General features: G+C 68.7%; 27 protein-coding genes and 1 pseudogene. 17 read left to right on the top strand and 11 right to left on the bottom strand.

Features of this window, described 5'->3' with window-relative positions; all coding sequences use genetic code 11:
- The first annotated feature begins 57 nt into the window (after positions 1–57).
- The 3 genes from DT074_RS16720 to DT074_RS16710 are packed head-to-tail and all read left to right on the top strand — an operon-like array spanning position 58 to position 2,089.
- Positions 58–444: a RidA family protein gene (locus DT074_RS16720; protein WP_162914959.1), complete on the top strand. Its 387-nt coding sequence runs from the start codon at positions 58–60 to the stop codon at positions 442–444.
- 11 nt (positions 445–455) lie between these two features.
- Positions 456–1,781, top strand: a complete 1,326-nt coding sequence (locus DT074_RS16715) for a (Fe-S)-binding protein (RefSeq protein WP_119420995.1) — start codon at positions 456–458, stop codon at positions 1,779–1,781.
- Complete coding sequence (locus tag DT074_RS16710) at positions 1,778–2,089, top strand: DUF1330 domain-containing protein (RefSeq protein WP_119420994.1); 312 nt, start codon at positions 1,778–1,780, stop codon at positions 2,087–2,089. Before DT074_RS16715 ends, DT074_RS16710 begins: the two co-directional genes overlap by 4 nt.
- Here DT074_RS16710 and DT074_RS16705 read toward each other — a convergent pair.
- The gene (locus DT074_RS16705; RefSeq protein WP_119420993.1) at positions 2,068–2,706 is read right to left on the bottom strand and encodes a Crp/Fnr family transcriptional regulator; all 639 of its coding nucleotides are present in this window, start codon (positions 2,704–2,706) and stop codon (positions 2,068–2,070) included. The genes DT074_RS16710 and DT074_RS16705 overlap by 22 nt on opposite strands.
- Positions 2,707–2,722: 16 nt before the next feature.
- Positions 2,723–3,925 carry a M20 aminoacylase family protein gene (locus DT074_RS16700; protein ID WP_119420992.1) on the bottom strand — a complete coding sequence of 401 codons (1,203 nt, stop codon included), beginning with the start codon at positions 3,923–3,925 and terminating at the stop codon, positions 2,723–2,725.
- An 86-nt stretch (positions 3,926–4,011) separates the two neighbouring features.
- Here DT074_RS16700 and DT074_RS16695 point away from each other — a divergent pair, with 86 nt between their 5' ends.
- Positions 4,012–5,574, top strand: a complete 1,563-nt coding sequence (locus DT074_RS16695; protein WP_119420991.1) for a GMC family oxidoreductase — start codon at positions 4,012–4,014, stop codon at positions 5,572–5,574.
- Here DT074_RS16695 and arsB read toward each other — a convergent pair.
- Positions 5,571–6,593 (bottom strand): ACR3 family arsenite efflux transporter, encoded by a 1,023-nt coding sequence (gene arsB / locus DT074_RS16690; RefSeq protein WP_119420990.1) that lies wholly within the window; start codon positions 6,591–6,593, stop codon positions 5,571–5,573. The two genes, DT074_RS16695 and arsB, sit on opposite strands and share 4 nt — an antisense overlap.
- A gap of 317 nt (positions 6,594–6,910) precedes the next feature.
- Here arsB and DT074_RS16685 point away from each other — a divergent pair, with 317 nt between their 5' ends.
- From DT074_RS16685 to DT074_RS16660, 6 genes are all read left to right on the top strand, one after another.
- On the top strand, positions 6,911–7,279 hold the full coding sequence (locus DT074_RS16685; protein WP_162914963.1) for a cupin domain-containing protein: 369 nt from the start codon (positions 6,911–6,913) through the stop codon (positions 7,277–7,279).
- Between the two features lie 41 nt (positions 7,280–7,320).
- The gene (locus DT074_RS16680; RefSeq protein WP_119420989.1) at positions 7,321–7,659 is read left to right on the top strand and encodes a Lin0512 family protein; all 339 of its coding nucleotides are present in this window, start codon (positions 7,321–7,323) and stop codon (positions 7,657–7,659) included.
- 11 nt (positions 7,660–7,670) lie between these two features.
- Positions 7,671–8,012, top strand: a complete 342-nt coding sequence (locus DT074_RS16675; protein WP_119420988.1) for a Lin0512 family protein — start codon at positions 7,671–7,673, stop codon at positions 8,010–8,012.
- A 170-nt stretch (positions 8,013–8,182) separates the two neighbouring features.
- Positions 8,183–9,367 (top strand): efflux RND transporter periplasmic adaptor subunit, encoded by a 1,185-nt coding sequence (locus DT074_RS16670; RefSeq protein ID WP_119420987.1) that lies wholly within the window; start codon positions 8,183–8,185, stop codon positions 9,365–9,367.
- Positions 9,364–10,497 (top strand): ABC transporter permease, encoded by a 1,134-nt coding sequence (locus DT074_RS16665; RefSeq protein ID WP_119420986.1) that lies wholly within the window; start codon positions 9,364–9,366, stop codon positions 10,495–10,497. Before DT074_RS16670 ends, DT074_RS16665 begins: the two co-directional genes overlap by 4 nt.
- Before the next feature lie 4 nt (positions 10,498–10,501).
- Positions 10,502–11,221: an ABC transporter ATP-binding protein gene (locus DT074_RS16660; protein WP_119420985.1), complete on the top strand. Its 720-nt coding sequence runs from the start codon at positions 10,502–10,504 to the stop codon at positions 11,219–11,221.
- Positions 11,222–11,239: 18 nt separating this feature from the next.
- Here DT074_RS16660 and DT074_RS16655 read toward each other — a convergent pair whose 3' ends face one another.
- From DT074_RS16655 to DT074_RS16635, 5 genes are all read right to left on the bottom strand, one after another.
- Entirely contained in the window at positions 11,240–11,767 is a 528-nt protein-coding gene (locus DT074_RS16655; protein ID WP_119420984.1) for a GNAT family N-acetyltransferase, read from the bottom strand.
- A 224-nt stretch (positions 11,768–11,991) separates the two neighbouring features.
- Positions 11,992–12,729, bottom strand: coding sequence for a proteasome-type protease (locus DT074_RS16650; RefSeq protein WP_119420983.1), 738 nt, complete (start codon positions 12,727–12,729; stop codon positions 11,992–11,994).
- A gap of 41 nt (positions 12,730–12,770) precedes the next feature.
- A complete protein-coding gene (locus DT074_RS16645; RefSeq protein WP_119420982.1) occupies positions 12,771–13,556 on the bottom strand; it encodes a transglutaminase family protein in 786 nt (261 codons plus the stop codon).
- An 8-nt stretch (positions 13,557–13,564) separates the two neighbouring features.
- The gene (locus tag DT074_RS16640) at positions 13,565–14,542 is read right to left on the bottom strand and encodes an alpha-E domain-containing protein (RefSeq protein WP_119420981.1); all 978 of its coding nucleotides are present in this window, start codon (positions 14,540–14,542) and stop codon (positions 13,565–13,567) included.
- Complete coding sequence (locus DT074_RS16635; protein ID WP_119420980.1) at positions 14,535–15,983, bottom strand: circularly permuted type 2 ATP-grasp protein; 1,449 nt, start codon at positions 15,981–15,983, stop codon at positions 14,535–14,537. The genes DT074_RS16640 and DT074_RS16635 overlap by 8 nt, the downstream gene beginning before the upstream one ends.
- Positions 15,984–16,163: 180 nt before the next feature.
- Between DT074_RS16635 and DT074_RS16630 the strand changes: the two genes are divergently transcribed.
- A complete protein-coding gene (locus DT074_RS16630; protein ID WP_119420979.1) occupies positions 16,164–16,913 on the top strand; it encodes a GGDEF domain-containing protein in 750 nt (249 codons plus the stop codon).
- A 2-nt stretch (positions 16,914–16,915) separates the two neighbouring features.
- Here the strand turns inward: DT074_RS16630 and DT074_RS16625 are convergent, their stop codons facing one another.
- Positions 16,916–17,824: a DMT family transporter gene (locus DT074_RS16625; RefSeq protein ID WP_368744725.1), complete on the bottom strand. Its 909-nt coding sequence runs from the start codon at positions 17,822–17,824 to the stop codon at positions 16,916–16,918.
- Positions 17,825–17,864: 40 nt separating this feature from the next.
- Positions 17,865–18,083: a YdcH family protein gene (locus DT074_RS16620; protein WP_119420978.1), complete on the bottom strand. Its 219-nt coding sequence runs from the start codon at positions 18,081–18,083 to the stop codon at positions 17,865–17,867.
- An 82-nt stretch (positions 18,084–18,165) separates the two neighbouring features.
- On the opposite strand from DT074_RS16620, the gene DT074_RS16615 reads away from it, so the two are divergent.
- Positions 18,166–18,771, top strand: a complete 606-nt coding sequence (locus DT074_RS16615; RefSeq protein ID WP_162914958.1) for a TIGR02444 family protein — start codon at positions 18,166–18,168, stop codon at positions 18,769–18,771.
- On the opposite strand, the gene DT074_RS16610 is transcribed toward DT074_RS16615, so the two are convergent.
- The gene (locus tag DT074_RS16610) at positions 18,675–19,268 is read right to left on the bottom strand and encodes a UbiX family flavin prenyltransferase (RefSeq protein WP_119420976.1); all 594 of its coding nucleotides are present in this window, start codon (positions 19,266–19,268) and stop codon (positions 18,675–18,677) included. The two genes, DT074_RS16615 and DT074_RS16610, sit on opposite strands and share 97 nt — an antisense overlap.
- A 119-nt stretch (positions 19,269–19,387) precedes the next feature.
- On the opposite strand from DT074_RS16610, the gene DT074_RS16605 reads away from it, so the two are divergent.
- From DT074_RS16605 to DT074_RS16585, 5 genes and pseudogenes are all read left to right on the top strand, one after another.
- The gene (locus tag DT074_RS16605) at positions 19,388–19,564 is read left to right on the top strand and encodes a YdcH family protein (RefSeq protein WP_119420975.1); all 177 of its coding nucleotides are present in this window, start codon (positions 19,388–19,390) and stop codon (positions 19,562–19,564) included.
- 191 nt (positions 19,565–19,755) lie between these two features.
- Positions 19,756–20,700 carry a class I fructose-bisphosphate aldolase gene (locus DT074_RS16600; RefSeq protein ID WP_119420974.1) on the top strand — a complete coding sequence of 315 codons (945 nt, stop codon included), beginning with the start codon at positions 19,756–19,758 and terminating at the stop codon, positions 20,698–20,700.
- 1 nt (position 20,701) lies between these two features.
- On the top strand, positions 20,702–21,349 hold the full coding sequence (gene thiE, locus DT074_RS16595) for a thiamine phosphate synthase (protein ID WP_119420973.1): 648 nt from the start codon (positions 20,702–20,704) through the stop codon (positions 21,347–21,349).
- Positions 21,350–21,437: 88 nt separating this feature from the next.
- A complete protein-coding gene (locus tag DT074_RS16590; RefSeq protein WP_119420972.1) occupies positions 21,438–22,229 on the top strand; it encodes an inositol monophosphatase family protein in 792 nt (263 codons plus the stop codon).
- Positions 22,230–22,278: 49 nt separating this feature from the next.
- Positions 22,279–22,677 (top strand): annotated as a pseudogene (locus DT074_RS16585) (hypothetical protein); the annotation flags it as partial.

The raw sequence follows: 22,677 nt of genomic DNA, 5'->3' as shown, positions 1-22,677 counted from the left end.
CAGCGCCGGATTCTCGATTGCCGCATCCTGCCATCGGTCCATGGGCGGAGGCAGCTTATGACGCGCGATCTGATCACCTGCGGCAAGCCTTGGGAAGCGTCGGCGCTGTTCTCGCTCGGCGTCGGGGTCGAGGGGAAGCTGTTGTTCACCGCTGGGATGACGGCGCGCGACCCGGAGGGGCGGGTGGTCGGCGCGGGCGACATGCGCCGCCAGGTCGAGCAATGCTTCGAGAACATCGGCGACGTGCTGCGCGCCGCCGGCGCGCGGTGGGAGCAGGTGGTCAAGGTGACGATGTACGTCACCGATTTCGACGCCTTCGAAGGCACGCGCGATATCCGCGCGCGCTATCTGCGCGGCCGGCCGGCGGCGACCGCCGTAGGGGTGAGCAGGCTGATCCATCCGGATATGATGTTCGACATCGAGGCCGTGGCTGTGCTGGATTGAGGGAGGCGGCGATGTCGACCTCGCTGAAGGAATATTTCGCGGCGGAAGCCGAGGCGATCGCGGGCCGCTGCACCGCCTGCGGCGCCTGCCACGCGGCCTGTCCGGTGGCGCCCTTCGCCGATCCCGGCGGGGCAAGCTCGGCCGAGCTCGCCGGCTCGGTGCGGTGCTACCTTGCGGATGCGACGCCGCTATCGGCGGCGGCGGCGCGCTGGACCGAGAGCTGCAATGGCTGCGGCGACTGCATCCCGGCCTGTCCCGAAGCCGTCAACCCGCGCCAGATGCTGATCCTGGCGCTGACGCAGGGCGCGCGGGCGAAGAGCGAGACGCCGCAGCTGTTCCGCCGCATGTCGCGCGCCATCAAGATGATGCTGGCGATGCAGCTCGAGCCGGAGGAACTGCGCCGGCTCGCCGCCCCGCGCGCGGCGCGGCAGGCGCCGGTCGTGTTCTATACCGGCTGCAACGCGCTGCGCACGCCGCACCTTCTGTTCAACACGATGGCGGTGCTGGACGCGCTGGCCGTCGACTACGAGGTGGTCGGCGGGCCGTCTGCCTGCTGTGGCGTGATCCATACCAAGTGGCAGGGTGAGATCGAGACCGGCGGGCGCGTGGCGCGCAACACGCTGGCCCGCTTCGCCGACTTCACGCCGGAGAAGGTGCTGAACTGGTGCCCGACCTGCCAGCTGCACCTGACCGAGAGCCTGGCGAATTTCCATGCGAGCTCGTTCGACATGAACCATGTCACCGAGTTCCTGGTCGCGCGGCTGGAGGGCCTGGCCGGGAAGTTCGTCCGCCCGATCCCGCGGCGCGTCGTGCTGCATGCCCATACCGGCTATCGCAATGTGGGCGAGGCAGTCGCACGCCTGCTGCAGGCGATCCCGGGCCTCGACCTGGTCGAGACGGTCTACGAGTCCGGCTATACCTGCGGCGGCTCCGGCTGCGGCCGGGCGCCCGCGCTGCAGGCCAAGGAGCATGGGCACCTGCTCGACCGCGTCGCGGCGACCGGTGCCGATGCGCTGGTGACGCTCTATCACGGCTGCCACGGTGCCTTCGCGGCGAGCGAGGCGGGCGGGCGGCACCAGGTGCTGAACTTCACCGACCTGCTGGTCGAGGCGCTCGGCCTCGAGCCCTACGAGGACCGCAACAAGCATCTCAGGCTGGCGGCTGATCTCGACATGATGATCGCCGAGGCGCAGCCTTATCTGCGCGCCAACGGGCTCGATCTGTCCGATGCCTGGCTCAGGCAATGGCTGCCGGAGATCATGGCGCAGAAGGAGTTCAAGGGCGGGCTCGACTGCTTTGCCGCGCATCCTCACGTGTCGGCAGGAGAGCCAGCATGACCGTCTATGCCCTGGCGCAGATCCGTATCCACGACCGCGCGCGCTACGAGCGCTACGTCGCCGGCTTCATGCCGATCCTGATCCAGTATGGCGGCCGGCTGCTCGCCGCCCAGGAGCAGCCGGAGCCGCTGCAGGGCGACTGGCCGTTCGACAAGATCATTCTCATGAGCTTCAAGGACCGCGAGAGCTGGCGCCGCTGGGCGATGTCGCCCGAATACCAGGAAATCGCCAAGGACCGCGTCGCCGCCACCGACGGCACCGTGCTGCTGATCGACGGGATCGACGCTCAGCCGCCGATCAGCAGGTAGCTCCCGTCCACGATGTCGATCTGCTCCGAGCGCCTCAGACCGGTGAGGCCACGGGTAACGGTGACACGCGACAGGCCGGTCATGGCCGCCATGTCCTCGTGCGTGAGGCTGGTGCGGATCAGCAGGCCGCGCGGATGCGGCTCGCCCCAGAGCCGGGCCAGGCGCGACAGCAGCTCCAGCAGGCGTTCTGCCGGCCGGCGGTCGGCGATGGCACCGAATCGGTCGAGCAGGCGACGGTATTTGACGCTGAGGATCCGCGCGATGGCGAGCGCGAATTCGGCGTCCTCGCGGAACAGCTGTTGCGTCAAGGCGCGGTCGAACAGGATCACGGCGGTCGGCTCGAGCGCGACCATCTCCACGGCCGGCGCCTCGCCGTGCAGCAGCGGGCCTTCGCCGCAGATCGAGCCCGGCCCGATACGCTCGACGATCAGGTGCTCGCCGTCGGGGCGCAGCAGGGTCGATTGGATCAGGCCTGCTTCGATATAGGCGAATGCCGCGGCCGGCTGGCCGGCGATCAGCAGCGGCGCGCCTTCCGTCAGGTGGCGACGGATACCGCGCGCCAGATGTCGGCGCACCGGCTGGAGCAGGTCGTCATCGAGCCAGCCGGTGGCGCGCATCGATGCCGCGGTACGATCAATCCGCGGCGGCGTCGCCGAGCTCGAGCTGCACCAGGTTGACCCAGTAGGCGGCGCCGAGCGTCAGGATGTCGTCGTTGAAGTCGTAGAGCGGCGTGTGGACGTTGTGGCAGCCGCCGCTTTCCTCCGTCCCGCCATTGCCGATCATGATGTAGGCGCCGGGCTTCTTCTCCAGCATGAAGGCGAAATCCTCCGCCCCGGCGAGCGGGATGACGTTCGGGTTGACGTTGTCGGCGCCGACCGTCATCGCCGCGGCCTTCACGGCAAGGCTGGTCTGCTCGGCGGCGTTGACCAGCACTGGATAGCGCCGCTCGTAGTGCAGCTCGGCGCTGCAACCATGCGCTTCGGCGAGGCTCCGGCCGAGCTCGCCGAGGCGCCGCTCCACCAGGTCGCGCATCGCAGGCGAGAAGCTGCGCGCCGTGCCGCGCACCACCACGTCGGATGGGATCACGTTGGGCGAGCCCCAGGCGCCGGCGGCGATGTGGCCGACGCTGACCACCACCGCCTCGTAGGAGGGCACGTTGCGGCCGACGATGGTCTGCGTCGCCTGGATGAAGGCGGCGGCCGGCATGGTCGGATCGGTACCGCGGGACGGCATGGCGCCGTGCCCGCCGGTGCCCTTGAAGGTCACCGTCCAGCTGTCGGAGGAGGCGAGCATGGCGCCGGTGCGGATGGCGAACTTGCCGACGCCAAGGCCCGGCATGTTGTGCATGCCGTAGACGGTGTCGCAGGGATGCTTGGTGAAGAGACCTTCCTCGATCATCACCCGGGCACCGCCAAGGCCTTCCTCGGCCGGCTGGAAGATGAAGTGCAGCGTGCCGCCGAAGTCCGGCCTGGCCGCCAGATAGCGCGCGGCGCCGAGCAGCATCGCGGTGTGGCCGTCATGGCCGCAGGCATGCATCTTGCCGTCATGCACCGAGCGGTGCGCGAAATCGTTCTTCTCCTGCAGGTTCAGCGCGTCCATGTCGGCGCGCAGCCCCACCACCTTCTGGCCCGGACGTTTGCCCTTGAGCGTGCCGACCACGCCGGTCTTGGCCAGACCGCGGCTGACCTCGATGCCCCAGGCAGAAAGCTTCTCGGCGACGATGTCGGCGGTGCGCACTTCCTCGAAGGCGGTCTCGGGATGCTTGTGGATGTCGCGCCGGATGGCGGCGATATCGGTCTCGAACGGCTTCAGCTCCGCAATGATGTTCCTGGTCATGGCCGCATCCCGTGAAAGGTGTCGAACGGAACCTAGCACGCGGGGCCGCGGCTTCCGATATCATCGCTGCGGGCGAGGGGAGAGCGATGAGCGACGCTTGGGATTACATTGTCGTTGGCGCCGGCTCGGCCGGCGCGGTGCTGGCCGCGCGGCTGACGGAGAAGCCCGGCACGCGGGTGCTGCTGCTGGAGGCCGGGCGGGACTGGCGGGCGGCCGAAGTTCTGCCCGAGATGCTGAGCCCGAACCCGCACCGGATCATCGCCGATCCGGCGCTGCAGCAGATCTGGCAATGGCCGGGCCTGATGTGCCGGCGCACGGCGCGGCAGGAGCCGGCCTTTTACTGGCGTGGCCGCGGCATGGGCGGCACCTCGATGATGAACGGCCAGATCGCCATCCGCGGCGTGATGGCGGCGTTCGAGGACTGGGTCGAGCAGGGCTGCGAGGGCTGGGCGCCGGAACACGTCCTGCCCTTCTTCGCCGCGCTGGAGGATGACCCGGCCGAAGGCGAGTTCCACGGCAAGGCGGGCCCGGTCCCGGTACACCGCGCGCCGGAGAACGAGTGGGGTCCGATCGACCGGGCGCTGATCACCGCCGCGCTCGACCTCGGCTATCCATGGAACCCGGATCTCAACGCGCCGGATTCGACCGGCGTCGCCGTCTATCCGATCAACAACCGGGACGGCAAGCGCGTCTCCACCAACGAAGCCTACCTGGAGCCGGCGCGCGGCCGCGCCAACCTGCGGATCCTCGGCAACGCGCTGGTCGAGAAGATCGTGTTCGAGGGCCGCCGCGCCGTCGGCGTGCAGGTCGCCGGACAGGTGCACAAGGCGAGCGAGATCCTGGTCTGCGCCGGCGCCTGCCACTCGCCGGCCATCCTGATGCGCTCGGGCATCGGCGATCCGGATTGGCTGAAGCCGCACGGGATCGAGGTGGTGGCGGCGAACCGCGCCATCGGCCGCAACTTCATCGAGCATCCGGCGACCCGTGCCTATATCAAGGTCAAGCCGGAGCACCGGGTGCGCGACATCGATTTCCGCCATACCAATTCCTGCGTGCGGTATTCGTCCGGGCTCGCCGGCGGCGGCTTCAACGACATGATCTTCATGGGCATGAACCACCGCGGCTTCGAGGACAACGATCCCGAGAAGCCGCATGCCGGCGGCTTCGTGGTGTCGCTGTTCCAGGTCTTCTCGCGCGGCGAGGTGCGGCTTCGCTCGGCCGATCCGCGCATCGACCCGATCGTCGAGGCCAACATGCTGTCGGATGCGCGCGACCTGATCCGGCTGCGCGACGGCTGCCGGCGCCTGTTCAAGCTGGTGACGCACCGGGCGGTGACCGATATCGCGGAACGGGTCGATTTCGCCGGCACGCATCGGGCGGTGACCGAGTTCATCGAGGCCGACGATGCCACCATCAACGATGTCCTGATGGCGCAGGCGGCCGATGCGCAGCATGCGAGCGGCTCCTGCCGCATGTCGGCGCATGAGGACCCGCGCGGCGCGGTCGATCCGGAATGCGTGTTGCGCGGGGTGGACGGGGTCAGGGTGATCGACGCCTCGATCATGCCGTCGGATTGCCGCGCCAACACCAACCTCACCACCATCATGATCGCCGAGAAGATGGCGGCGAAGCTGAAGGCGGCAGCCTAGGCGGCAGGGAAGTGGCGTTTCGTCGCGTTGGCGAAGGCGACCAGCGACAGCATCACCGGCACCTCCACCAGAACGCCGACCACCGTCGCCAGCGCGGCGCCCGAGGTCAGGCCGAACAGGCTGATCGCCACGGCGACCGCCAGCTCGAAAAAGTTGGAGGTGCCGATCATGGCGCAGGGCGCGGCGACGCTGAACGGCACCCGCCAGGCCCAGGCGGCGCCATAGGCCAATGCGAAGATGCCGTAACTCTGGATGACCAGCGGCACCGCGATCAGCAGGATGACGAAGGGCTGTTCCAGAATGACGCGGCCCTGGAAGGCGAACAGCAGGATGACGGTCGCCAGCAGGCCGAGCACCGACCATGGCTTGAGCGCCGCGGTGAACCGCGCCACCGCCGCATCGCCGTCCCGGCGCGCCAGCGCCGAGCGCGTCGCGATGCCGGCCAGCAGCGGGATCACGACGTAGAGGACCACCGAAAGCACCAGGGTCTGCCAGGGCACCGCGATGTCGGTGACGCCGAGCAGCAGCGCGACGATCGGCGCATAGGCGAAGACCATGACGGCGTCGTTCACGCTGACCTGCGCCAGCGTGTAGTTCGCGTCGCCCTGGGTGAGCTGCGACCAGACGAAGACCATGGCGGTGCAGGGCGCGGCGCCGAGCAGGATCAGGCCGGCGATATAGCCGTCGGCATCGGCGGGCGGAATCAGGCCGGCGAAGATCCATTTGAAGAAGGCGACGCCGAGCAGCGCCATGGTGAAGGGCTTGATCAGCCAGTTGACCACCAGCGTGATGACCAGCCCCTTCGGCCGCTCGCCGATCCGCCGCAAGCCGGCGAAGTCGACCGCGATCATCATCGGATAGACCATCGCCCAGATGAGCACGGCAACGGCGAAATTGACGTTCGCGTATTCGAGCGCGGCAAGCGCACCCACCAGCGCCGGTGCGGTCTCGCCCAGGGCGATGCCGGCCAGGATGCAGAGCCCGACCCAAAGCGTCAGATAGCGTTCGAACAGCGACATCGGTTCAGCTCCGCGGCGGCGGCGGTTGTGGAATTGGGGCGTTCTTGCGGGGGGCGTTCGGCCATCGAGGGAGTGGCAGATACGCATTGGACCTGGGGTGCGCAAGCGCCGTCGCGTGGACACGGCGATTCGCCGCCGCCGGCAGGCCTGATTGTCGTGTGTTCATGGGCCGTCTATGGTGCGGCGCATAGCCGCGTGTCTCGTCAGAATGGAATCCCTCGTCAGGAGAGAGGCCGATGAGCGCCGTTCCCAAGCCGAAGAGCCAGGACATGGCGGCGACCCGCGAGCCGGGCCGTGCCGCATGGGACGCCACCGACATGAAGCCCGGCGACCTCGCCTCGCGCTATGTCGACGTGGCCGAGATCCCCTGGAAGCCGACGCCCTATCCCGGCATCGACATGAAGATCCTGCTGAAGGACGAGCGGAGCGGGCTGATGACGGCCCTGTTCCGCTGGGCGCCGGGCTCGGCGCTCGGCCTGCACGAGCATGTCGAGATCGAGCAATCCTATGTGCTGGAAGGCTCGATCGAGGACGAGGAGGGCGTGTGCACCGCCGGCAATTTCGTCTGGCGGCCGAAGGGCAACCGCCATGTCGCCCGCTCGCCGAACGGCGCGCTGCTGCTCGCCATGTTCCTCAGGCCGAACATCTTCCTCGGCGACGGGCTGCAGGGGCAGAAGCTCGAATAGAGCAGGCCGATAGCCGAGACCATATTCCAGGAGAAGCAACGATGGCCTATCGGCGCATGGTGCTGCAGATCGGCATGGGTACCGATATCCGCGGGGCGGACTACACCAAGGCGGCGGTCCGGGCGCTGAAGGATGCGCTGTGGCACAACTCGCTCACCATTGCCTCGGCCCTCGGGCAGTCGGCGGATGCCATGCGGGTGGACGTGACCATCGGCGTGCCGCGGCCGGACAAGGTCGACAAGCAGGCGGTGCTCGCCGTGCTGCCGCACGGCACCGGCACGGTGACGGTGGTGGAAGGCGGGCTCGAGATTCCGAACCAGGCCGGCACCGACAGGACGGTGATCGCCAATGCCGCCGCCGTCGTGCGGCTCGATATCTGAGGGAGCGCGCCATGGCCTCGAAGCGCGTCATCCTCGAAATGGGCAGCGGCAACGACCTGCATGGCGGCGACTACACCAAGGCGGCGCTGCGCGCCGTGCAGGACGCGCTGCACCATTCCTCGCTCACTTTGATCCGCACGCTCAAGCTCGACGCCAAGCAGATGCAGGTCGAAGTGACGATCGGCGTGCAGAAGCCGGACGCGGTCGACGTCGAGACCGTGCGGAAGAGCCTGCCGCACGGCACCGTGACGGTGCGGGCGGTGAAAGGCGGCCTCGATGTGCCGGACGAGGAGATCGGCGACGTGGCGGTGATCGCCACCGCCGCCATCGCCGTCAGCTTCGAGTTGCCCTAGCGCTCGTGCCCGGTCCACTTTGGCGGACCCGGCAAGAAGCGTCTGGCCTTGGGCCGGAGGATCAAGGTTGATGCCGATCAAGGCGGCCCCGGCGTCGCGATGCCAAGTAAGCCACCGCAGTTTCCGGAACTCGCCGCAAAGACCGGCGATTGCGCTTGCCGGGGAAATCGATGGCGAAACGTTGGTACCTACGATGGGCGATGGGATCGGTCGCCGTGCTGGCCGCGGTCGCGGCCATGTCCGCCTGGGCGTGGTATCGGCCCGTCGCCGTCGCCGTCGCCGCAATTGAGAAGAATGTGCCCATCCAGGTCTTCGGTCTCGGCACCATCGAGGCCCAGACACTCTCGCGCATCGGCTTAGAGATCCCGGGAACCCTGATCGAGCTGCATGCCGATCACGGCGACAGTGTGAAGGCCGGCGCCTTGCTGGCGCGGCTGCAGAGTCGCGAGCAGGAGGCGCGCGTCGCCCAGGCGCGGGCGGCGGTGGCACAGGCGCAAGCCGGTGTCGAGCAGGCGGAAGCGGCCGTCGACAAGGCCGATGCCGTTCAGAAGCAGAAAGTGGCGGCCAATCGCCGCCGTCAGGAGCTGGTGGAGCGGGGTGCCGTGTCGCGCGAGATTGCCGACGACACCCAGGCCGCGGCCGACGTGGCGAAGGCCGATCTCGGCCAGGCGCGGAGCACGGTGAACGTCGCTCGCGCCAATCTCGAGCAGGTCAAGGCGGTGCTGGCGCTGGAGGAGGCGCGGCTCGCCAAGTACAGCCTGTTCGCGCCCTACGATGCCGTCGTGATGACGCGGCATCGCGAGCTCGGCTCCGCGCTGAATCCCAATGAGGCGGTGTTCACGCTGGTGGATCCGGCCTCGATCTGGGCGCTCGCCTATATCGACGAGGCGCGCGCCGGGCCGATCGAGGTGGGACAGCCGGCCGAGGTCGTTCGCCGGTCGGCGCCGGACCGGCCGATGCAGGCGAAGGTGGCGCGCATCGATATCGAGAGCGACCGGGTCAACGAGGAACGCCGGGTCTATGTCCGCTGCGGCGGATGCCCGCTCGCCTTTCATCTCGGCGAGCAGGCCGAGATCGTGGTCACAGTGGCGGTCCTGCCGAGCGCGCGCCTGGTCAGGCAAGGCGCGCTCGCCGAGATGCGGGATCACAAGGCGAAGGTCTGGACCGTCGAGGATGGCGTGCTGCACCAGCGGCTGGTGACCTTTGGCCATCGCACGCTCGACGGGCGGGTCGAGATCCGGGACGGCGTGCCTGACGGGGCGGAGATTGTCAGAGACCCGGTGACCGGGCTCCGCGCCGGCCGGCGCGCCGCCATTGCCGATGCGGTGACGCCGGCGGGCACGGCGCGGCGATGAATCTCGCCTGGCGCGACATCCGCCACAAGCTCGGGCGCTTCGTCCTGACCTGCCTCGGCCTGAGCCTGTTGCTCGCCGTCGTGGTAACCATGGCGGGCATCTATCGCGGCCAGACGGCGGATGCCCTGGCGCTGTCGCAGGCGATCGGGGCGGATCTGTGGGTCGTCGAGGCAGGGACACATGGCCCCTTCGCCGAATCCTCGCGCGTGCCCGGCGACACGCGCGAGCTGGTAGCCCGCATCAACGGCGTTGTCGAAGCCGGCTCCATCACTTTCCAGAATGTGCAGATCGACCGCGGCGGCCGGCGGATCAGGTTGCAGGTCGTCGGCTACGAGCCCGGGCGGCCGGGCGGGCCGATCCGGCTGGTCGCGGGCCGCGAGATCACGCGCAGTCACTTCGAGCTGATCGCCGATCGCCAGACCGGCCTCGCTCTCGGCGAGGTCCTGCGGCTCGGACGCGACGACTACACCGTGGTCGGCATCACCTCCGGCGTCGTCACGCTGTCCGGCGATTCGATCGTCTACCTGTCGCTCCGGGATGCACAGCAGCTGCAGTTCGACCTCTCGCCAGCGGCGGCGCGGCGCGAGACGGCACGCGGGGCGCAGCGTAACCAGACCGACCTGGTCAACGCTGTTATCGCGCGGCTCGCCACTGATACTCGCCCCGAAGAGGTGGCCGAGGTGATCCGCCGCTGGAAGCATCTCTCGGTGCTGACCGACGAGCAGCAGGCGCAGGTGCTGACCCGTACGGTGATCGAGCGGGCGCGGCGCCAGCTCGGCATGTTCATGAGCGTGCTGACGCTGGTCTCCGCCGTCGTCATCGCGCTGATCATCTACACGCTGACCATGGACAAGATCAGGGAAATCGCGACCTTGAAGCTGATCGGCGCCCCCGATCGCACCATCGTCGGCCTCATTCTGCAGCAGGCACTGCTCATGGGCATGATCAGCTTCCTCGCCGGAACCGCCCTCGTCTACGCCTTCAGCGGCTGGTTTCCGCGCCGCATCGTCATGCTGCCCGAGGACATTGCGACACTGTTCGGCGTGGTCGTCGTCGTTTGTCTGGCAGCGAGCACGCTCGGCGTGCGCGCGGCGCTCCGGGTCGATCCCGGTCGGGCACTGACGGGATAGCGCGATGGACGAGCGACCGCCGCCACGTCCCCTGGTGGAGCTCCGGGGCATTGCCAAGCATTTCGGCGAGGGCGAGACACGCGTCGACGCGCTGCGCGACATCACGATGACGGTGTCGACGGGTGAGGTGGTTGGCTTGCTTGGCCCGTCCGGCTCGGGCAAGAGCACGCTGCTCAATGTCATCGGGGCCATTGTCGAGCCGAATCAGGGATGGATGCGTCTCGACGGCGAGATGATCTACGACGGCCAGTGGCTCAGGCGCGATCTGCGCCGGCTTCGGCTGGAGAAGATCGGCTTCATCTTCCAGACCCACAATCTGCTGCCGTTCCTCGATGCGACCGACAATGTCGCCGTGGTGCTGCAGCTTGCCGGGTTGGCGCGGGAGGAGTGCGTCCGCAGGTCCGTCGAGCTGCTCGATTACCTGCAGGTCGGGCACCGCCGGCAGGCGATGCCGGCACAGCTCTCCGGCGGCGAGGCGCAGCGCGTTGCCATCGCCCGGGCGCTCGCCAACCGTCCGCGCATCATCCTGGCCGACGAGCCGACCGCCGCGCTCGATTCCGCCCGCGCCGGCATCGTCATGGATCTCCTGCGCAAGCTGGCGGCCGAGCAACAGGCGAGCGTCATCGCCGTGACCCATGACGAGAAGATCCTCGATCGGTTCGACCGCATCTACAGATTGCGCGACGGGCTGCTGGTCAAGACGGAAGAGCGCGCTGCCGCCTGACCGTGTGAGCCTTGCCGGTCAGGCTCGAAGTCGCACCACGGTTGGCGCGATCGGCCTGCCCACCATGCCGCTGACGCCGTTGAGGGCGCCGGGCACCAGGGCCTGCACCTGGAAGCGGTCGAGATCGACCCAGCCGGGCAGTTCGAGCCCGAGCATCGCCGCATTGCTGAAGCCGAACGGCTCGTAATACTCGCGGTCGCCGACCAGCACGCAGATGCGGTGGCCGAGCGAGGTGGCGAGCGCCAAGGTGCGGCGGATCAGCGCCTTGCCCATGCCCTGGCCCTGCACCGCGGGGCGCACCGCCACCGGGCCGAGCAGCACCGCCGGCCAACGGTTGCCGATCGAGATCGGCCAGTAGCGGATCGAGGCCTGCAGCTGGCGGCCCTCGTCGAGCGCGACCCAGCCGAGCTCGCCGAGCGGGTCGACGCCGTCGCGCAGCTTGTAGACGGTCTTGTGGAACCGGTCGGGGCCGAAGGCCTCGGCGACCAGGGCTTCGATGGTCTCGGCGTGCTCCGGCTGCTCGGGCACAAGGGTGAACTTGGTCATCTGACGGGGGATCCTGACGACGGGGCCGGTTGGAAAACGGCCCGGAAGGCGGCCAGCGCGCCGCCTGGGCGCGCGCGAATCAGCTCTGCCCGGCGCACCGTGTGCGCCGGCCCAGTCGTCGTCGCGAGGGGCCGTACGTCGTCATGGATCGCGATATGCCATCGATTTGCGGCGGGTTCAAGGCCCGTCGCCAGCCTTATGCGGGCGGATTGGCTAACGGCCGATTACCACGGCACGTCGGGCATGCGCTTGAAGGCTTCGCGGAGCGCCGCCGACCAGCCGGTGCGCAGCTCGGCGAAATAGGGATCGTGCTCGTCGATATGGCGTTCGATCAGCGGCGTGAAGGTATCGCGCCGGATCACCAGCAGGTCGAGCGGCAGGCCGACCGAGAGGTTGGACCGCAAGGTCGAATCCATCGAGACCAGCGCAAGCTTCGCCGCGTGTTTCAGATCGGTCTCGTAGGTCAGGGCGCGGTCGAGGATCGGCTTGCCGTACTTGGTCTCGCCGATCTGCAGATACGGCGTCTCGCGCGTCGCCGCGATGAAATTGCCCTGGGCGTAGATCTGGAACAAGGCCGGCGGCCGGCCGGCGATCTGGCCGCCGAGCAGGAACGAGACGTTGAAGCCGATGCCGGGATCGGCCTCCAGCGACTTGCCGTGCACCGCGTGCACGCGGCGCACGGCGCGGCCGACCAGTTCCGCCGCCTCGAACATCGATCGGACGTCGTCCATGCGGTGGACCCGCTGCTCCTCGTCGATCTCCAGGCCCTCTTTCAGGTGGTGGATGACCGACTGGGTGACCGACAGGTTGCCGGCGGAGAGCAGGGCGATGATGCGGTCGCCCGCGACGCGCCAGACCGTCATCTTGCGGAAGCTCGCCACCTGGTCGACGCCGGCATTGGTGCGGGTGTCCGACAGCAGCACGATGCCATCCTGGAGCAGGGTGCCGACGCAATAGGTCATTCGAAGGCTCCTCCCGAGCCCGTTATCGCTTTGAACGCCGATCAGATCGCCGCGACGGCGACCTCGATTTTGACGGCCTCGGTCGGAAGTCCGGCCACGGGGGCCGCCTCGCTTTGATCGCGGCCGACCGCCACCCTGACATAGTGCTCGGTCGGCGAGATCGAATGGGCGGAATCGAAGCCGACCCAGCCGAGATGCTCGAACCAGGCCTCGGCCCAGCAATGCATGCCGTCGATGATGATATCCGGCCGGAACAGATAGCCGGTGGCGAAGCGGGCCGGAATGCCGACGGCGCGGGCGGCGGCAATGAACAGATGCGCCAGGTCGTCCGGCGTGCCGGCGCCGGCCGCCAGCACTTCCGCCGCAGTGCGGCGCGGCGCGCCTTGGGCGCGCTCGCGCTTGAGGCCGGCATGGATCGCCGTCATCAGTTGATGCGCCAGGGTGAGCGGCTCGTCGCCGGCCTTGGCCTTGATCGCGGCGGCGAAGGCGGCAATGCCGGCCTCATGCCGGGCGAGCCCCTCGTTGCGGAGCCAGTAGGCCGGCGGCAGCGGGTCGAGCGCGAAGCCGTAGACGCCGGCGGCGTCGCGCGTCTCCACCACGCCGCCGGCATGCAGGGCGAGGCGGCGGTGCGGCTCGGTCAGCGAGAGCGAGAGCAGCTTGTTGCCGTAGCCGTCGGTGAACGGCGCCGTGCGGCCGCGGCTCTCGACCCGCCAGTCGACCACCGCCTGGGTCGGTTCGTTGGTCGGCCAGAGCCGCACGTAGTGGATCGAGAAACGGGCCGGCTCGTCCAGCTCCCAGGCGATGCGATGGTCGATCCGGAGCAGCATCGCGGGCCTCAGGTGGTCATCAGGTAGTTGCGCCGGAGCTCTTCCGAGAGCTCGGCGATCGAGCCGATGAAATCGGTCAGCACCGGATGCAGGCCGCGGCGGAAGATGCGCTCGATCTGGCCGTAGCGCAGCCGGGAATAGAGCACGCCGGAGATGCGGTGGCATTCGTGCCGGTGGCCGTGGAAATCCGCCAGGCTGTTGAGATGCCGGTCGACCCGACCGAGGCAGTAATGCAGCGAGCGCGGCAGGTCGCGGCGCAGCAGCAGAAATTCCGCGACGCGCCACGGCTCGATGCCGGACTGGTAGATGCGCTTGTAGGCGCGCACCGCGCTGACGCAGGCGAGCAGCTCGGCCCATTCGTAGTAGTCGACCACGTCGGCGCGGGGCGCGCCGTCGGGCAGGATGCGGTGATACTTGACGTCGAGGATGCGGGCGGTGTTGTCGGCGCGCTCGATGAAGATGCCGAGATGCAGGAAGTCGAACGCCTCGTCGCGCAGCAGCGTGGTCCAGAGCGAGCCCAGGATCAGATGGCTTTGCCGCTTCACCCATTCGAAGAACGGGCGGTATTCGCCGGGCGGCACGCCTTTGCGCGCCACCTCGGCAAGCTCGAGCCAGGTGGCGTTGATGTTCTCCCAGGCCTCGACGGTCAGGTTGTTGCGCTCGGCGCGGGCATTGTTGCGGGCGCGCTGCACGCAGGCGACGATGCTGGAAGCGTTGTCGCGATCGAAGCAGAGCGTGCGCAGCAGCTTCTCTTCGGGTGCCTCGCTCTCGGCCGCGATCGCTTCCGGCTCGATGCCGTAGATGGTGGCGACCGAGCGCCATTCGCCGCCGCGCCCTTGCGTCTGCGACTGCGACTGGCCCGCGGCGCGCTCCGGGCCGGCGATCAGCGACATGCGGTTGGAAGCGGCGAGCAGGCGGGCGGTGTTCTCCGCCCGCTCGATATAGCGGCCCATCCAGTAGAGATTGTCGGCGGTGCTGCTAAGCATCGAGCGCCCCGCCGTCCGGCTCCCCGTCGTCCAGCACCCACGTATCCTTGGTGCCGCCGCCCTGACTTGAATTCACCACCAGCGAGCCGTCGCGCAGCGCCACGCGGGTCAGCCCGCCGGGCACCACGGTGATGCTCTCGCCGCACAGCACGAAGGGGCGCAGGTCGACATGGCGCGGCGCCACGCCCTGGTCGACGAAGGTCGGCACGGTGGAGAGCGCCAAGGTGGGCTGAGCGATATAGCCTTCGGGATGGCGCTTCAGGATGGCGCGGAATTCCTCGATCTCGGCCTTGGTCGATGTCGGCCCGACCAGCATGCCCTTGCCGCCGGAGCCGTGCACCTCCTTCACCACCAGCTCGGCGATGTGGTCCAGCACGTATTGCAGCTGGCTCCCGTCGCTGCATTCGTAGGTCGGCACGTTGGCGATCAGCGGCTCCTCGCCGAGATAGAAGCGGATCATCTCCGGCACCAGCGGGTAGATCGACTTGTCGTCGGCGATGCCGTTGCCGATCGCGTTGACGACATTGACGCGGCCGGCACGCAGCGCCCCGACCAGGCCCGGCACGCCGAGCATGCTGTCGGGCCGGAAGGCGAGGGGGTCGAGGAAGGGATCGTCGAGCCGGCGGTAGATGACGTCGACGCGCTGCGGTCCGCGCGGGCTCCGCATGTAGACCCGATTGTCGTCGACGAACAGGTCGGAACCCTTGACCAGCTCGATCCCCATCTCGTCGGCGAGGAACAGGTGCTCGAAATAGGCGCTGTTGTAGGGGCCGGGTGTCAGCAGGACGACGGTCGGGTCGGCATCGGTGGAGAACGAGGCCTGGCGCAAGGTCCTGAGCAAGAGGTCGGTATAGGTCGCGACCGGGCGCACCTTGCCGTCGGCGAACAGGCCGGGGAACAGCCGCATCATCACCTCGCGGTTCTCCAGCATGTAGGAGACCCCGGAGGGCGTGCGCACATTGTCTTCCAGCACGTAGAACTGGTCCTCGCCGACGCGGACCACGTCGATGCCGCTGATATGGGCATGCACCTTGCCGGGCAGCTCCAACCCTTGCGCAAAGGCGACGAACTGCTCGTTCGCCACGATGCGCGCCTCGGGGATCTTGCCGGCGCGGCAGATTTCGCGCCTGCCATAGGCGTCGGTCAGGAAGGCGTTCAGCGCCTTGGCGCGCTGGATCAGGCCCTTGGACAGCGTCTCCCATTCGGCGCCGCCCAGCACCCGCGGCACGAGATCGAACGGGATCGTGGTTTCGACCTCCGCATCGGTGCCATAGGCGCGGAAGGTGATGCCGAGCCGGCGGAACAGAAGGTCGGCTTCGCCCCGCTTGTGGGACAGGGTTTCGGGGTCCAGGGCTTCGAGCCAGCGGGCGATGCGCTGATAGACCGGCCGCACGTCACCGCCGAACCCGCGCATCTCGTCGAATATCGGGCGCCGCTGCATCCCCTGACCGTCAGCTTTCCCTGAGAACATTCCCTGCCAGCTTATTTTGGCGCCAGTCTACGCCGGTTGCGCGCCCTTTGTTTGGGCGGGATCTGCCCCAAATCTGCCCAGGACGTGGCCGGATGGCCGGGTGGCCGAATCACCCCAAGTGACCTAAGATTCCGCGGCAAAGGCAGGGCGATGGCCGAGATCAAGGTTGGTGACGGCGCTGGCGTGGCGGCAGCGGGCCGGGTGGCCCGGGCCGATCTGCGCACGCCTGCGGCAGCGCCGCAGCCGGCCGCGGCGCCGACCGGCGGCGCGCGCGACACCGCCTCCGTGCTCGGCATTCCGGAGACCGAGCTGACGCCGAGGGTGCAGGCGGCGGTTTCCGGCCTGATGGGCGAGCTGCAGACCCTGCGCCGCCAGCTGGAGCGCATGCAGGAACGGGTCGGCGAGCTGGAGCGGCTGGCCGACCGCGATACCTTGACCCCGCTGGTCAACCGCCGCGCCTTTATGCGCGAGCTCGACCGCACCATCGCTCAAGTGGAGCGGCACGGATTGAAGGCGAGCGTGCTCTATATCGACCTCGACGGCCTGAAGCAGATCAACGACCGCTACGGGCATGCGACCGGCGACCAGGCGATCCTGCGCTTCGGCGAAGTGGTCAACGACAATGTGCGCCGTACCGACCTCGTGGGGCGGCTCGGCGGCGACGAGTTCGCCGTCCTGCTGGTGCAGACCGATGTCGCGCAGGCGGCGCACAAGGCCGAAGGCATCGCCGAGGCCCTGCAGAGCCGGCCGCTCGTCATCGACCGCGCCGCCGTGACGCTCGGGTTCTCCTGGGGCGTCGAGGCGCTGGTCCCGGGCCGCACGGCGACCGAGGTGCTGGATAGCGCCGACCGCGCCATGTACGCCCAGAAGCAGGGCAAGAAGGCGCCGGTCAGCGCCTAGACTCACCGTCGCGTGGCGAGATAGATCCCCGGCAGCACCAGCGCGGCGCCGGCAAGGTGGAACCATTGCGGCACCTCGCCGAGCAAGGCCCAGGCAAGGCCCGCGTTGTAGACCGGCGAGAGATAGGCGATCAGGCCGGCGATGCCGGTGCCGAGCGCGCGCTGCACCAGCGTGTAGCCCTGATAGGCGCCGAGCGAGGGCACGAGCACGACCAGCGCCACGATCGCCAGGCTGCGCAGATCCAGGGGCGCGACCTCGCCGCGCGCGGCTTCCCAGATGGCGAACGGTGCCAGCAGCAGCGCGCCGCCCAGGCAGATGGCGGTGAACCGCTCCGCCATGCCGAGCGCCGAAGGCCGCCTGGCCAGCAGCACCGAGTAGACCGACCAGCACGTCGCCGCCGTGGCGATCCAGAGGTCCCCGGCGGTGAAGGCCAGATCCAGCAGGATGCCGAGATCGCCCTTGCAGATGATCGCGAGCACGCCGGCAAGCGCGAGGGCGACCCCGGCCTTCTGCACGGCGGCGAGCCGCTCGCCATAGAAGGTGCCGCCGATGGCGATGATGCCGATCGGCGTCATGGCGTAGATCAGGCCGATATTGGTCGCCGTCGTGGTCTGGCCGCCGATATAGACGAAGGCGCCGCACACGAACATGCCGAGGAAGCCGAGGCCGAGCAGCTCCGGCCATTCGCGTGCCAGCGCGCGCCGCTGCCGCCACAGACGGCCGCCGGTGAAAGCGAGCATGACGAGCCCGGCCAGCGACCAGCGCCAGAAGGCAAGCGCGAAGGGCGGGAAGAAATCGTGCGCCGCCCGCGCCACCAGCTGGTTGACCGAGAACATCACCGGCACGACGAGCAGCAGCGCCACGCCGAGCGTCCGGCGATGGCGGTTCCACAGATCGGCAACGGCGCGCAATGCAGGCCAGTCGGGTCAGGCGGTCGGATCGCGTGACGGGTCAGGCGATGATGTCGGGAACCAGAAGGTTCTCGAGCTTGGCGATCTGGTCCTTGATCTGCAGCTTGCGCTTCTTCAGCCGCTGCAGCTGCAGGTGGTTGAACGTGCCGCCGCCGGACAGCGCCTGGATCGCGTCGTCGAGATCACGATGCTCCTGTCTGAGTTCGCCGAGGCGCCCGTTGATCGCGTTGACGTCCAGTCCGATTTCTTCGTCGTTCATGCCCAACATCGCTGTGCCCCGGCCGGCTTCGTCTGCAGTCCTGATCCAGTGCCCGGCGGGGTCGGCCAGGGTATCATTTCCCATGCCGAAGACCAAGAAATCCACATCCGGCGCGGGGCTTTGGCGCTTCTCGCTCCGGCTCTACCGGCGGCGCGGCGTGGCCGATGCCTGCCTTGCCCTCCAGGACCGGCACGGCATCGACGTGAACCTGCTGCTTTATGCGGCCTATGCCGCGGTCTCGGGTCGCGGCGCCGTCGATGCCGGGGCTCTGGCCGCGGCCAACCGGGCGATCGAGGGCTGGCGACTGCTGGTCATCCTGCCGCTGCGCCGGCTGCGCGGGCAGCTCAAGGGCGTCGCGACGGCGGCGCCGGCGCGGAAGCGCGTGCTGGCCGCGGAGCTCGAAGCCGAGAAGGAAGCGCAGCGCCGGCTGGCCGGGCTGCTCGGACCCCGCCAGGACCGTACGCCGGAGGCGCGGCGCGGCGATCTTGCCGTCGCGCTCGCCGCAGTGGCGGGGCGGGCGCGCCCGAAGCTCGGAACCGCCGGCCGCAAGGCGATCGCGACGATCGCTCGTGCCGCCCGGGCGGAGCTCGATCAGCGGCGGCGGCGCGTCGGGCCGCTGGTCTCGCCCCAGCGGCGCACCAGGCCGGCATCGAGGCCGAATAGGTCGAGCACCCGCCCGACCGAGTGATCGACGATGTCCTCGACCGAGGTCGGCTTGGCATAGAAGGCCGGCACCGGCGGCGCCACGATGGCGCCCATCTCGGTCACCGCCGTCATCGCGCGCAGATGGCCGAGATGCAGCGGCGTCTCGCGCAGCATCAGCACCAGCCGCCGGCGATCCTTCAGCACCACGTCGGCGGCGCGGGTCAGCAGGTTCGAAGTCACCCCGGTCGCGATCTCCGACAGCGTGCGCACCGAGCAGGGCGCGACCACCATGCCGAGCGTCGGGAACGAGCCGGAGGCGATCGGCGCCGCCACATTGGCGATGGCGTAGACCTGGTCGGCCAGGCCGCGGATCGCCGCCAGCTTGCGGTCGGTCTCGTAGCCGATCGTCATCTCGCCGGCCTTGGTGATAACGAGATGCGTCTCGACCTTCAGCGCGCGCAGCGCCTCCAGCAGCCGGATGCCGTAGGCGACTCCGGAGGCGCCCGTGATGCCCACGATCATCCGTTTGTTTTCGTTCATCTTTCTTAATTCCCCAACGGCTCCGCTGGCGCCCGGGCCCGGGCCGGGATAGGATAGCAACTGCGCTCGAGCTCCGCTTGCGCCGCCTCGGGCGCGGTAGCAACAAGGGAGAAGTGGGCATGAGCTTCGATCCCCATGTCGAGCAGTTGACCCAGAAACACGCGGCCCTGGAAAGCACCATTCACGAAGAGATCACCCGGCCGCACCCCGACATGCTCCGACTGGCCCAGCTCAAGAAAGAAAAGCTGAAGATCAAGGACGAGATCGCCCGACTAGAGCACGAGACCACGCACTAACCATCCGATCGCGACCGCCGGCGCCTTCCCCCGGCGTCGGCGTTGCATCCGGTCCCTCCCTGCACTATCCAGACGGCCCCATGCAAACGCCGGGTGCCGGGCAGGCAGGATTCTGCGGCGCCGGCCCGATATCTGGCCCCGCGTCCGGGCCGATTGCCGGGCGCCCCTAGAGACGCGAACGAGGAAGCCCCATGAAGCTCACCCGCAAGGTGAAGGAAATCCTGTCCTGGTACGAGTCCGACAATCCGGGCACGAAGGCGAACCTGGCCCGCATCCTGATGCACGGCCGGCTCGGCGGCACCGGCAAGATGATCATCCTGCCGGTCGACCAGGGCTTCGAGCATGGCCCGGCACGGTCCTTCGCCAAGAACCCGCCGGCCTATGACCCGCATTACCACTTCGACATCGCGATCGAGGCCGGGCTCAACGCCTATGCCTCGGTGCTCGGCATGTTGGAGGCCGGCGCCGATACCTTCGCCGGCCAGATCCCGACCATCCTGAAGATGAACTCGTCGAATTCGCTGTCGCGCGACAAGGAAGCGCCGAACCAGGCGGTGACCGCCTCGGTCAACGATGCGCTGCGCCTCGGCTGCTCGGCGATCGGCTTCACCATCTATCCGGGCTCCGACGCCCAGTTCGAGATGATGGAGGAGATCCGCGAACTGGCCGAGGAGGCGAAGGCGGTCGGCCTCGCCGTCGTCGTGTGGTCCTACCCGCGCGGCGGCGCGATCTCGAAGGACGGCGAGACGGCGATGGATATCTGCGGCTATGCCGCGCACATGGCGGCGCTGCTCGGCGCCCATATCATCAAGGTCAAGCTGCCCGGCGCCAACCTGGAGCAGGGCGACGCCAAGAAGGTCTACGAGGCCGAGAAGATCGACACCGGCACCATGGCGAAGCGGGTCGCGCATGTGATGCAGTGCTGCTTCGGCGGCCGCCGTATCGTGGTGTTCTCCGGCGGCGCGGCGAAGGGCGAGGACTCGGTCTACGACGACGCCCGTGCCATCCGCGACGGCGGCGGCAACGGCTCGATCATCGGCCGCAACACCTTCCAGCGGCCGCGCGACCAGGCGCTGCAGATGCTCGACCAGCTGATCAAGATCTACAAGGGCCAGGAAAACGGGGGCCAGAAGTAAGCTGAGCGCTCCCGTTTCCGATCGCTGCCGCCTCTATCTCGTGACGCCGCCGGCCTTTGAGCCGGTGGCGTTTCTCGAACCGCTCAAGGCGGCGCTCGGCGCCGGCGACGTGGCGGCGCTGCAGCTCCGCCTGAAAGACGCGCCGGACGATACGGTCCGTCGTGCCTATACGACGATTGCGCCGGTGGTCGAACGCCACGAAGTGGCACTGATCGTCAACGACCGGCCGGATCTCGCCGCCGAACTGGGTGCCGACGGCGTGCATATCGGCCAGGAGGATGCCGACTACGCCACCGCGCGCCGCCTGATGGGCCGGGATCGCATCGTCGGCGTGACCTGCCACGACAGCCGCCACCTTGCCATGGAGGCGGCCGAGAAGGGCGCCGACTACGTCGCCTTTGGCGCCTTCTTCGAGACCGGCACCAAGCAGCCGAAGACGCGGGCCGCGCCCGAGATCCTGGAATGGTGGAGCGGACTGTTCGAGATCCCCTGCGTCGCCATCGGCGGCATAACCGTGGAGAATTGCGGCGATCTGGTCCGCGCCGGCGCCGACTTCCTGGCCGTGGTCGGCGGCGTCTGGTCGCATCCGGAGGGGCCGGCGGCCGCGGTGGTCGCCTTCAACGACGCGCTTGCCAAATACCGAGATTGAACGGTCCAGGCCCCGCTGATAGCTTCCGCCGCTCGAATTCCGGGCCCTGTCCGCCCCGCTTCCCAAAGCAAAAAGCCAGAGGTTCCTGATGGCGCTTCGTTCCGCGCTGCTCAATGTCATGGTCATGGCGGCCCGCAAGGCGGCGCGCGGCCTGGCGCGCGATTTCGGCGAGGTGGAGCAGCTGCAGGTCTCGCGCAAGGGCCCGGCCGATTTCGTCTCCGCCGCCGACCACCGGGTCGAGAAGCTGCTGGTGACGGAACTCCGCAAGGCGCGGCCCGATTGGAGCTTCAGGCTGGAGGAGGGCGGCGATATCGAAGGGCGCGATCCCAGCCACCGCTGGGTCATCGACCCGCTCGACGGCACCACCAACTTCCTGCACGGCGTGCCGCATTTCGCCATCTCGATCGGCGTCGAGCGCGAGGGCGAGCCGGTCTGCGGCGTAATCCTGGATCCGGTGAAGGACGAGCTGTTCCTGGCCGAGAAGGGCGGCGGCGCCTTCCTCAACGATCGCCGCCTCCGGGTCTCCGCCCGCAGCAAGCTGCCGGATGCGCTGATCGCGACCGGCCTGCCGTTCAACGGCAAGGAAGGCCACGATCTCTCTGCCCGCGAGCTCGCCGTGATGATGCCGGAGATCGCCGGCATCCGCCGCATGGGCGCGGCCAGCCTCGACCTCGCCTATGTCGCGGCGGGCCGCTATGACGGATTCTGGGAGCGCGGCCTCAAGCCCTGGGACGTCTGCGCCGGGATCGTCCTGGTGCGGGAGGCGGGCGGGGTCGTGACCGGCATCCAGGGCACCGGTGACCCGGTCGGCGGCGGCTCCATCCTGGCCGCCAACGACTCGCTGCACGGCGCCCTCAAGACGTTGCTCGCCAAAGCATAATATAGGACGATGGCAGAGAGGCGTTTGGGACCGTAGAACGACCGGCATGATGTCGATCCGCATCGCGACCCTTCTTGGCACGGCTCTGCTCACGACCAGCGCGTGGGCGCAGGAGCCTGTGGCGGTGGGCGGCAGCGGACGGCCTTCGGTCGAGGTCAATCTCGATGCGCTGGACCGGCTCGGCAGCGATTCCGGCGTGATGATCGGCCAACCCTATGGTTCGCGCTATGGCCGGCCGGCGCTGCCCGGCGAGTCGCGGCCGGGCCAGAAGCCGATCGTCCTGAAGCCGCCGAAGCTGGGCGCGGCCGGCAGCGGATCAGTCACACGCCGGGCGGCCCTGGAGCCCCCGCCGCCGCCTGAGCCCAAGCCGGCGCCGGAGACCGAGGCGCCCACGGCCGCGGCGACCACGCCGCCGCCGGCACCTGCCTCGCCGACCGCGCCGCCGCGC

The sequence above is a fragment of the Desertibaculum subflavum genome, from assembly GCA_003576705.1.
Classification (GTDB): domain Bacteria; phylum Pseudomonadota; class Alphaproteobacteria; order Ferrovibrionales; family Ferrovibrionaceae; genus Desertibaculum; species Desertibaculum subflavum.
Note: the sequence above shows the minus strand (reverse complement) of the source record. Positions and strands in the feature narration are given on the sequence as shown.

Coding starts and splice junctions, on each gene's coding strand:
- DT074_RS16720 (WP_162914959.1), top strand. CDS start 58: ATGACGCGCGATCTGATCACCTGCGGCAAGCCTTGGGAAGCGTCGGCG.
- DT074_RS16715 (WP_119420995.1), top strand. CDS start 456: ATGTCGACCTCGCTGAAGGAATATTTCGCGGCGGAAGCCGAGGCGATC.
- DT074_RS16710 (WP_119420994.1), top strand. CDS start 1,778: ATGACCGTCTATGCCCTGGCGCAGATCCGTATCCACGACCGCGCGCGC.
- DT074_RS16705 (WP_119420993.1), bottom strand. CDS start 2,706: ATGCGCGCCACCGGCTGGCTCGATGACGACCTGCTCCAGCCGGTGCGC.
- DT074_RS16700 (WP_119420992.1), bottom strand. CDS start 3,925: ATGACCAGGAACATCATTGCGGAGCTGAAGCCGTTCGAGACCGATATC.
- DT074_RS16695 (WP_119420991.1), top strand. CDS start 4,012: ATGAGCGACGCTTGGGATTACATTGTCGTTGGCGCCGGCTCGGCCGGC.
- arsB (WP_119420990.1), bottom strand. CDS start 6,593: ATGTCGCTGTTCGAACGCTATCTGACGCTTTGGGTCGGGCTCTGCATC.
- DT074_RS16685 (WP_162914963.1), top strand. CDS start 6,911: ATGAAGCCCGGCGACCTCGCCTCGCGCTATGTCGACGTGGCCGAGATC.
- DT074_RS16680 (WP_119420989.1), top strand. CDS start 7,321: ATGGCCTATCGGCGCATGGTGCTGCAGATCGGCATGGGTACCGATATC.
- DT074_RS16675 (WP_119420988.1), top strand. CDS start 7,671: ATGGCCTCGAAGCGCGTCATCCTCGAAATGGGCAGCGGCAACGACCTG.
- DT074_RS16670 (WP_119420987.1), top strand. CDS start 8,183: ATGGCGAAACGTTGGTACCTACGATGGGCGATGGGATCGGTCGCCGTG.
- DT074_RS16665 (WP_119420986.1), top strand. CDS start 9,364: ATGAATCTCGCCTGGCGCGACATCCGCCACAAGCTCGGGCGCTTCGTC.
- DT074_RS16660 (WP_119420985.1), top strand. CDS start 10,502: ATGGACGAGCGACCGCCGCCACGTCCCCTGGTGGAGCTCCGGGGCATT.
- DT074_RS16655 (WP_119420984.1), bottom strand. CDS start 11,767: ATGACCAAGTTCACCCTTGTGCCCGAGCAGCCGGAGCACGCCGAGACC.
- DT074_RS16650 (WP_119420983.1), bottom strand. CDS start 12,729: ATGACCTATTGCGTCGGCACCCTGCTCCAGGATGGCATCGTGCTGCTG.
- DT074_RS16645 (WP_119420982.1), bottom strand. CDS start 13,556: ATGCTGCTCCGGATCGACCATCGCATCGCCTGGGAGCTGGACGAGCCG.
- DT074_RS16640 (WP_119420981.1), bottom strand. CDS start 14,542: ATGCTTAGCAGCACCGCCGACAATCTCTACTGGATGGGCCGCTATATC.
- DT074_RS16635 (WP_119420980.1), bottom strand. CDS start 15,983: ATGCAGCGGCGCCCGATATTCGACGAGATGCGCGGGTTCGGCGGTGAC.
- DT074_RS16630 (WP_119420979.1), top strand. CDS start 16,164: ATGGCCGAGATCAAGGTTGGTGACGGCGCTGGCGTGGCGGCAGCGGGC.
- DT074_RS16620 (WP_119420978.1), bottom strand. CDS start 18,083: ATGAACGACGAAGAAATCGGACTGGACGTCAACGCGATCAACGGGCGC.
- DT074_RS16615 (WP_162914958.1), top strand. CDS start 18,166: ATGCCGAAGACCAAGAAATCCACATCCGGCGCGGGGCTTTGGCGCTTC.
- DT074_RS16610 (WP_119420976.1), bottom strand. CDS start 19,268: ATGAACGAAAACAAACGGATGATCGTGGGCATCACGGGCGCCTCCGGA.
- DT074_RS16605 (WP_119420975.1), top strand. CDS start 19,388: ATGAGCTTCGATCCCCATGTCGAGCAGTTGACCCAGAAACACGCGGCC.
- DT074_RS16600 (WP_119420974.1), top strand. CDS start 19,756: ATGAAGCTCACCCGCAAGGTGAAGGAAATCCTGTCCTGGTACGAGTCC.
- DT074_RS16590 (WP_119420972.1), top strand. CDS start 21,438: ATGGCGCTTCGTTCCGCGCTGCTCAATGTCATGGTCATGGCGGCCCGC.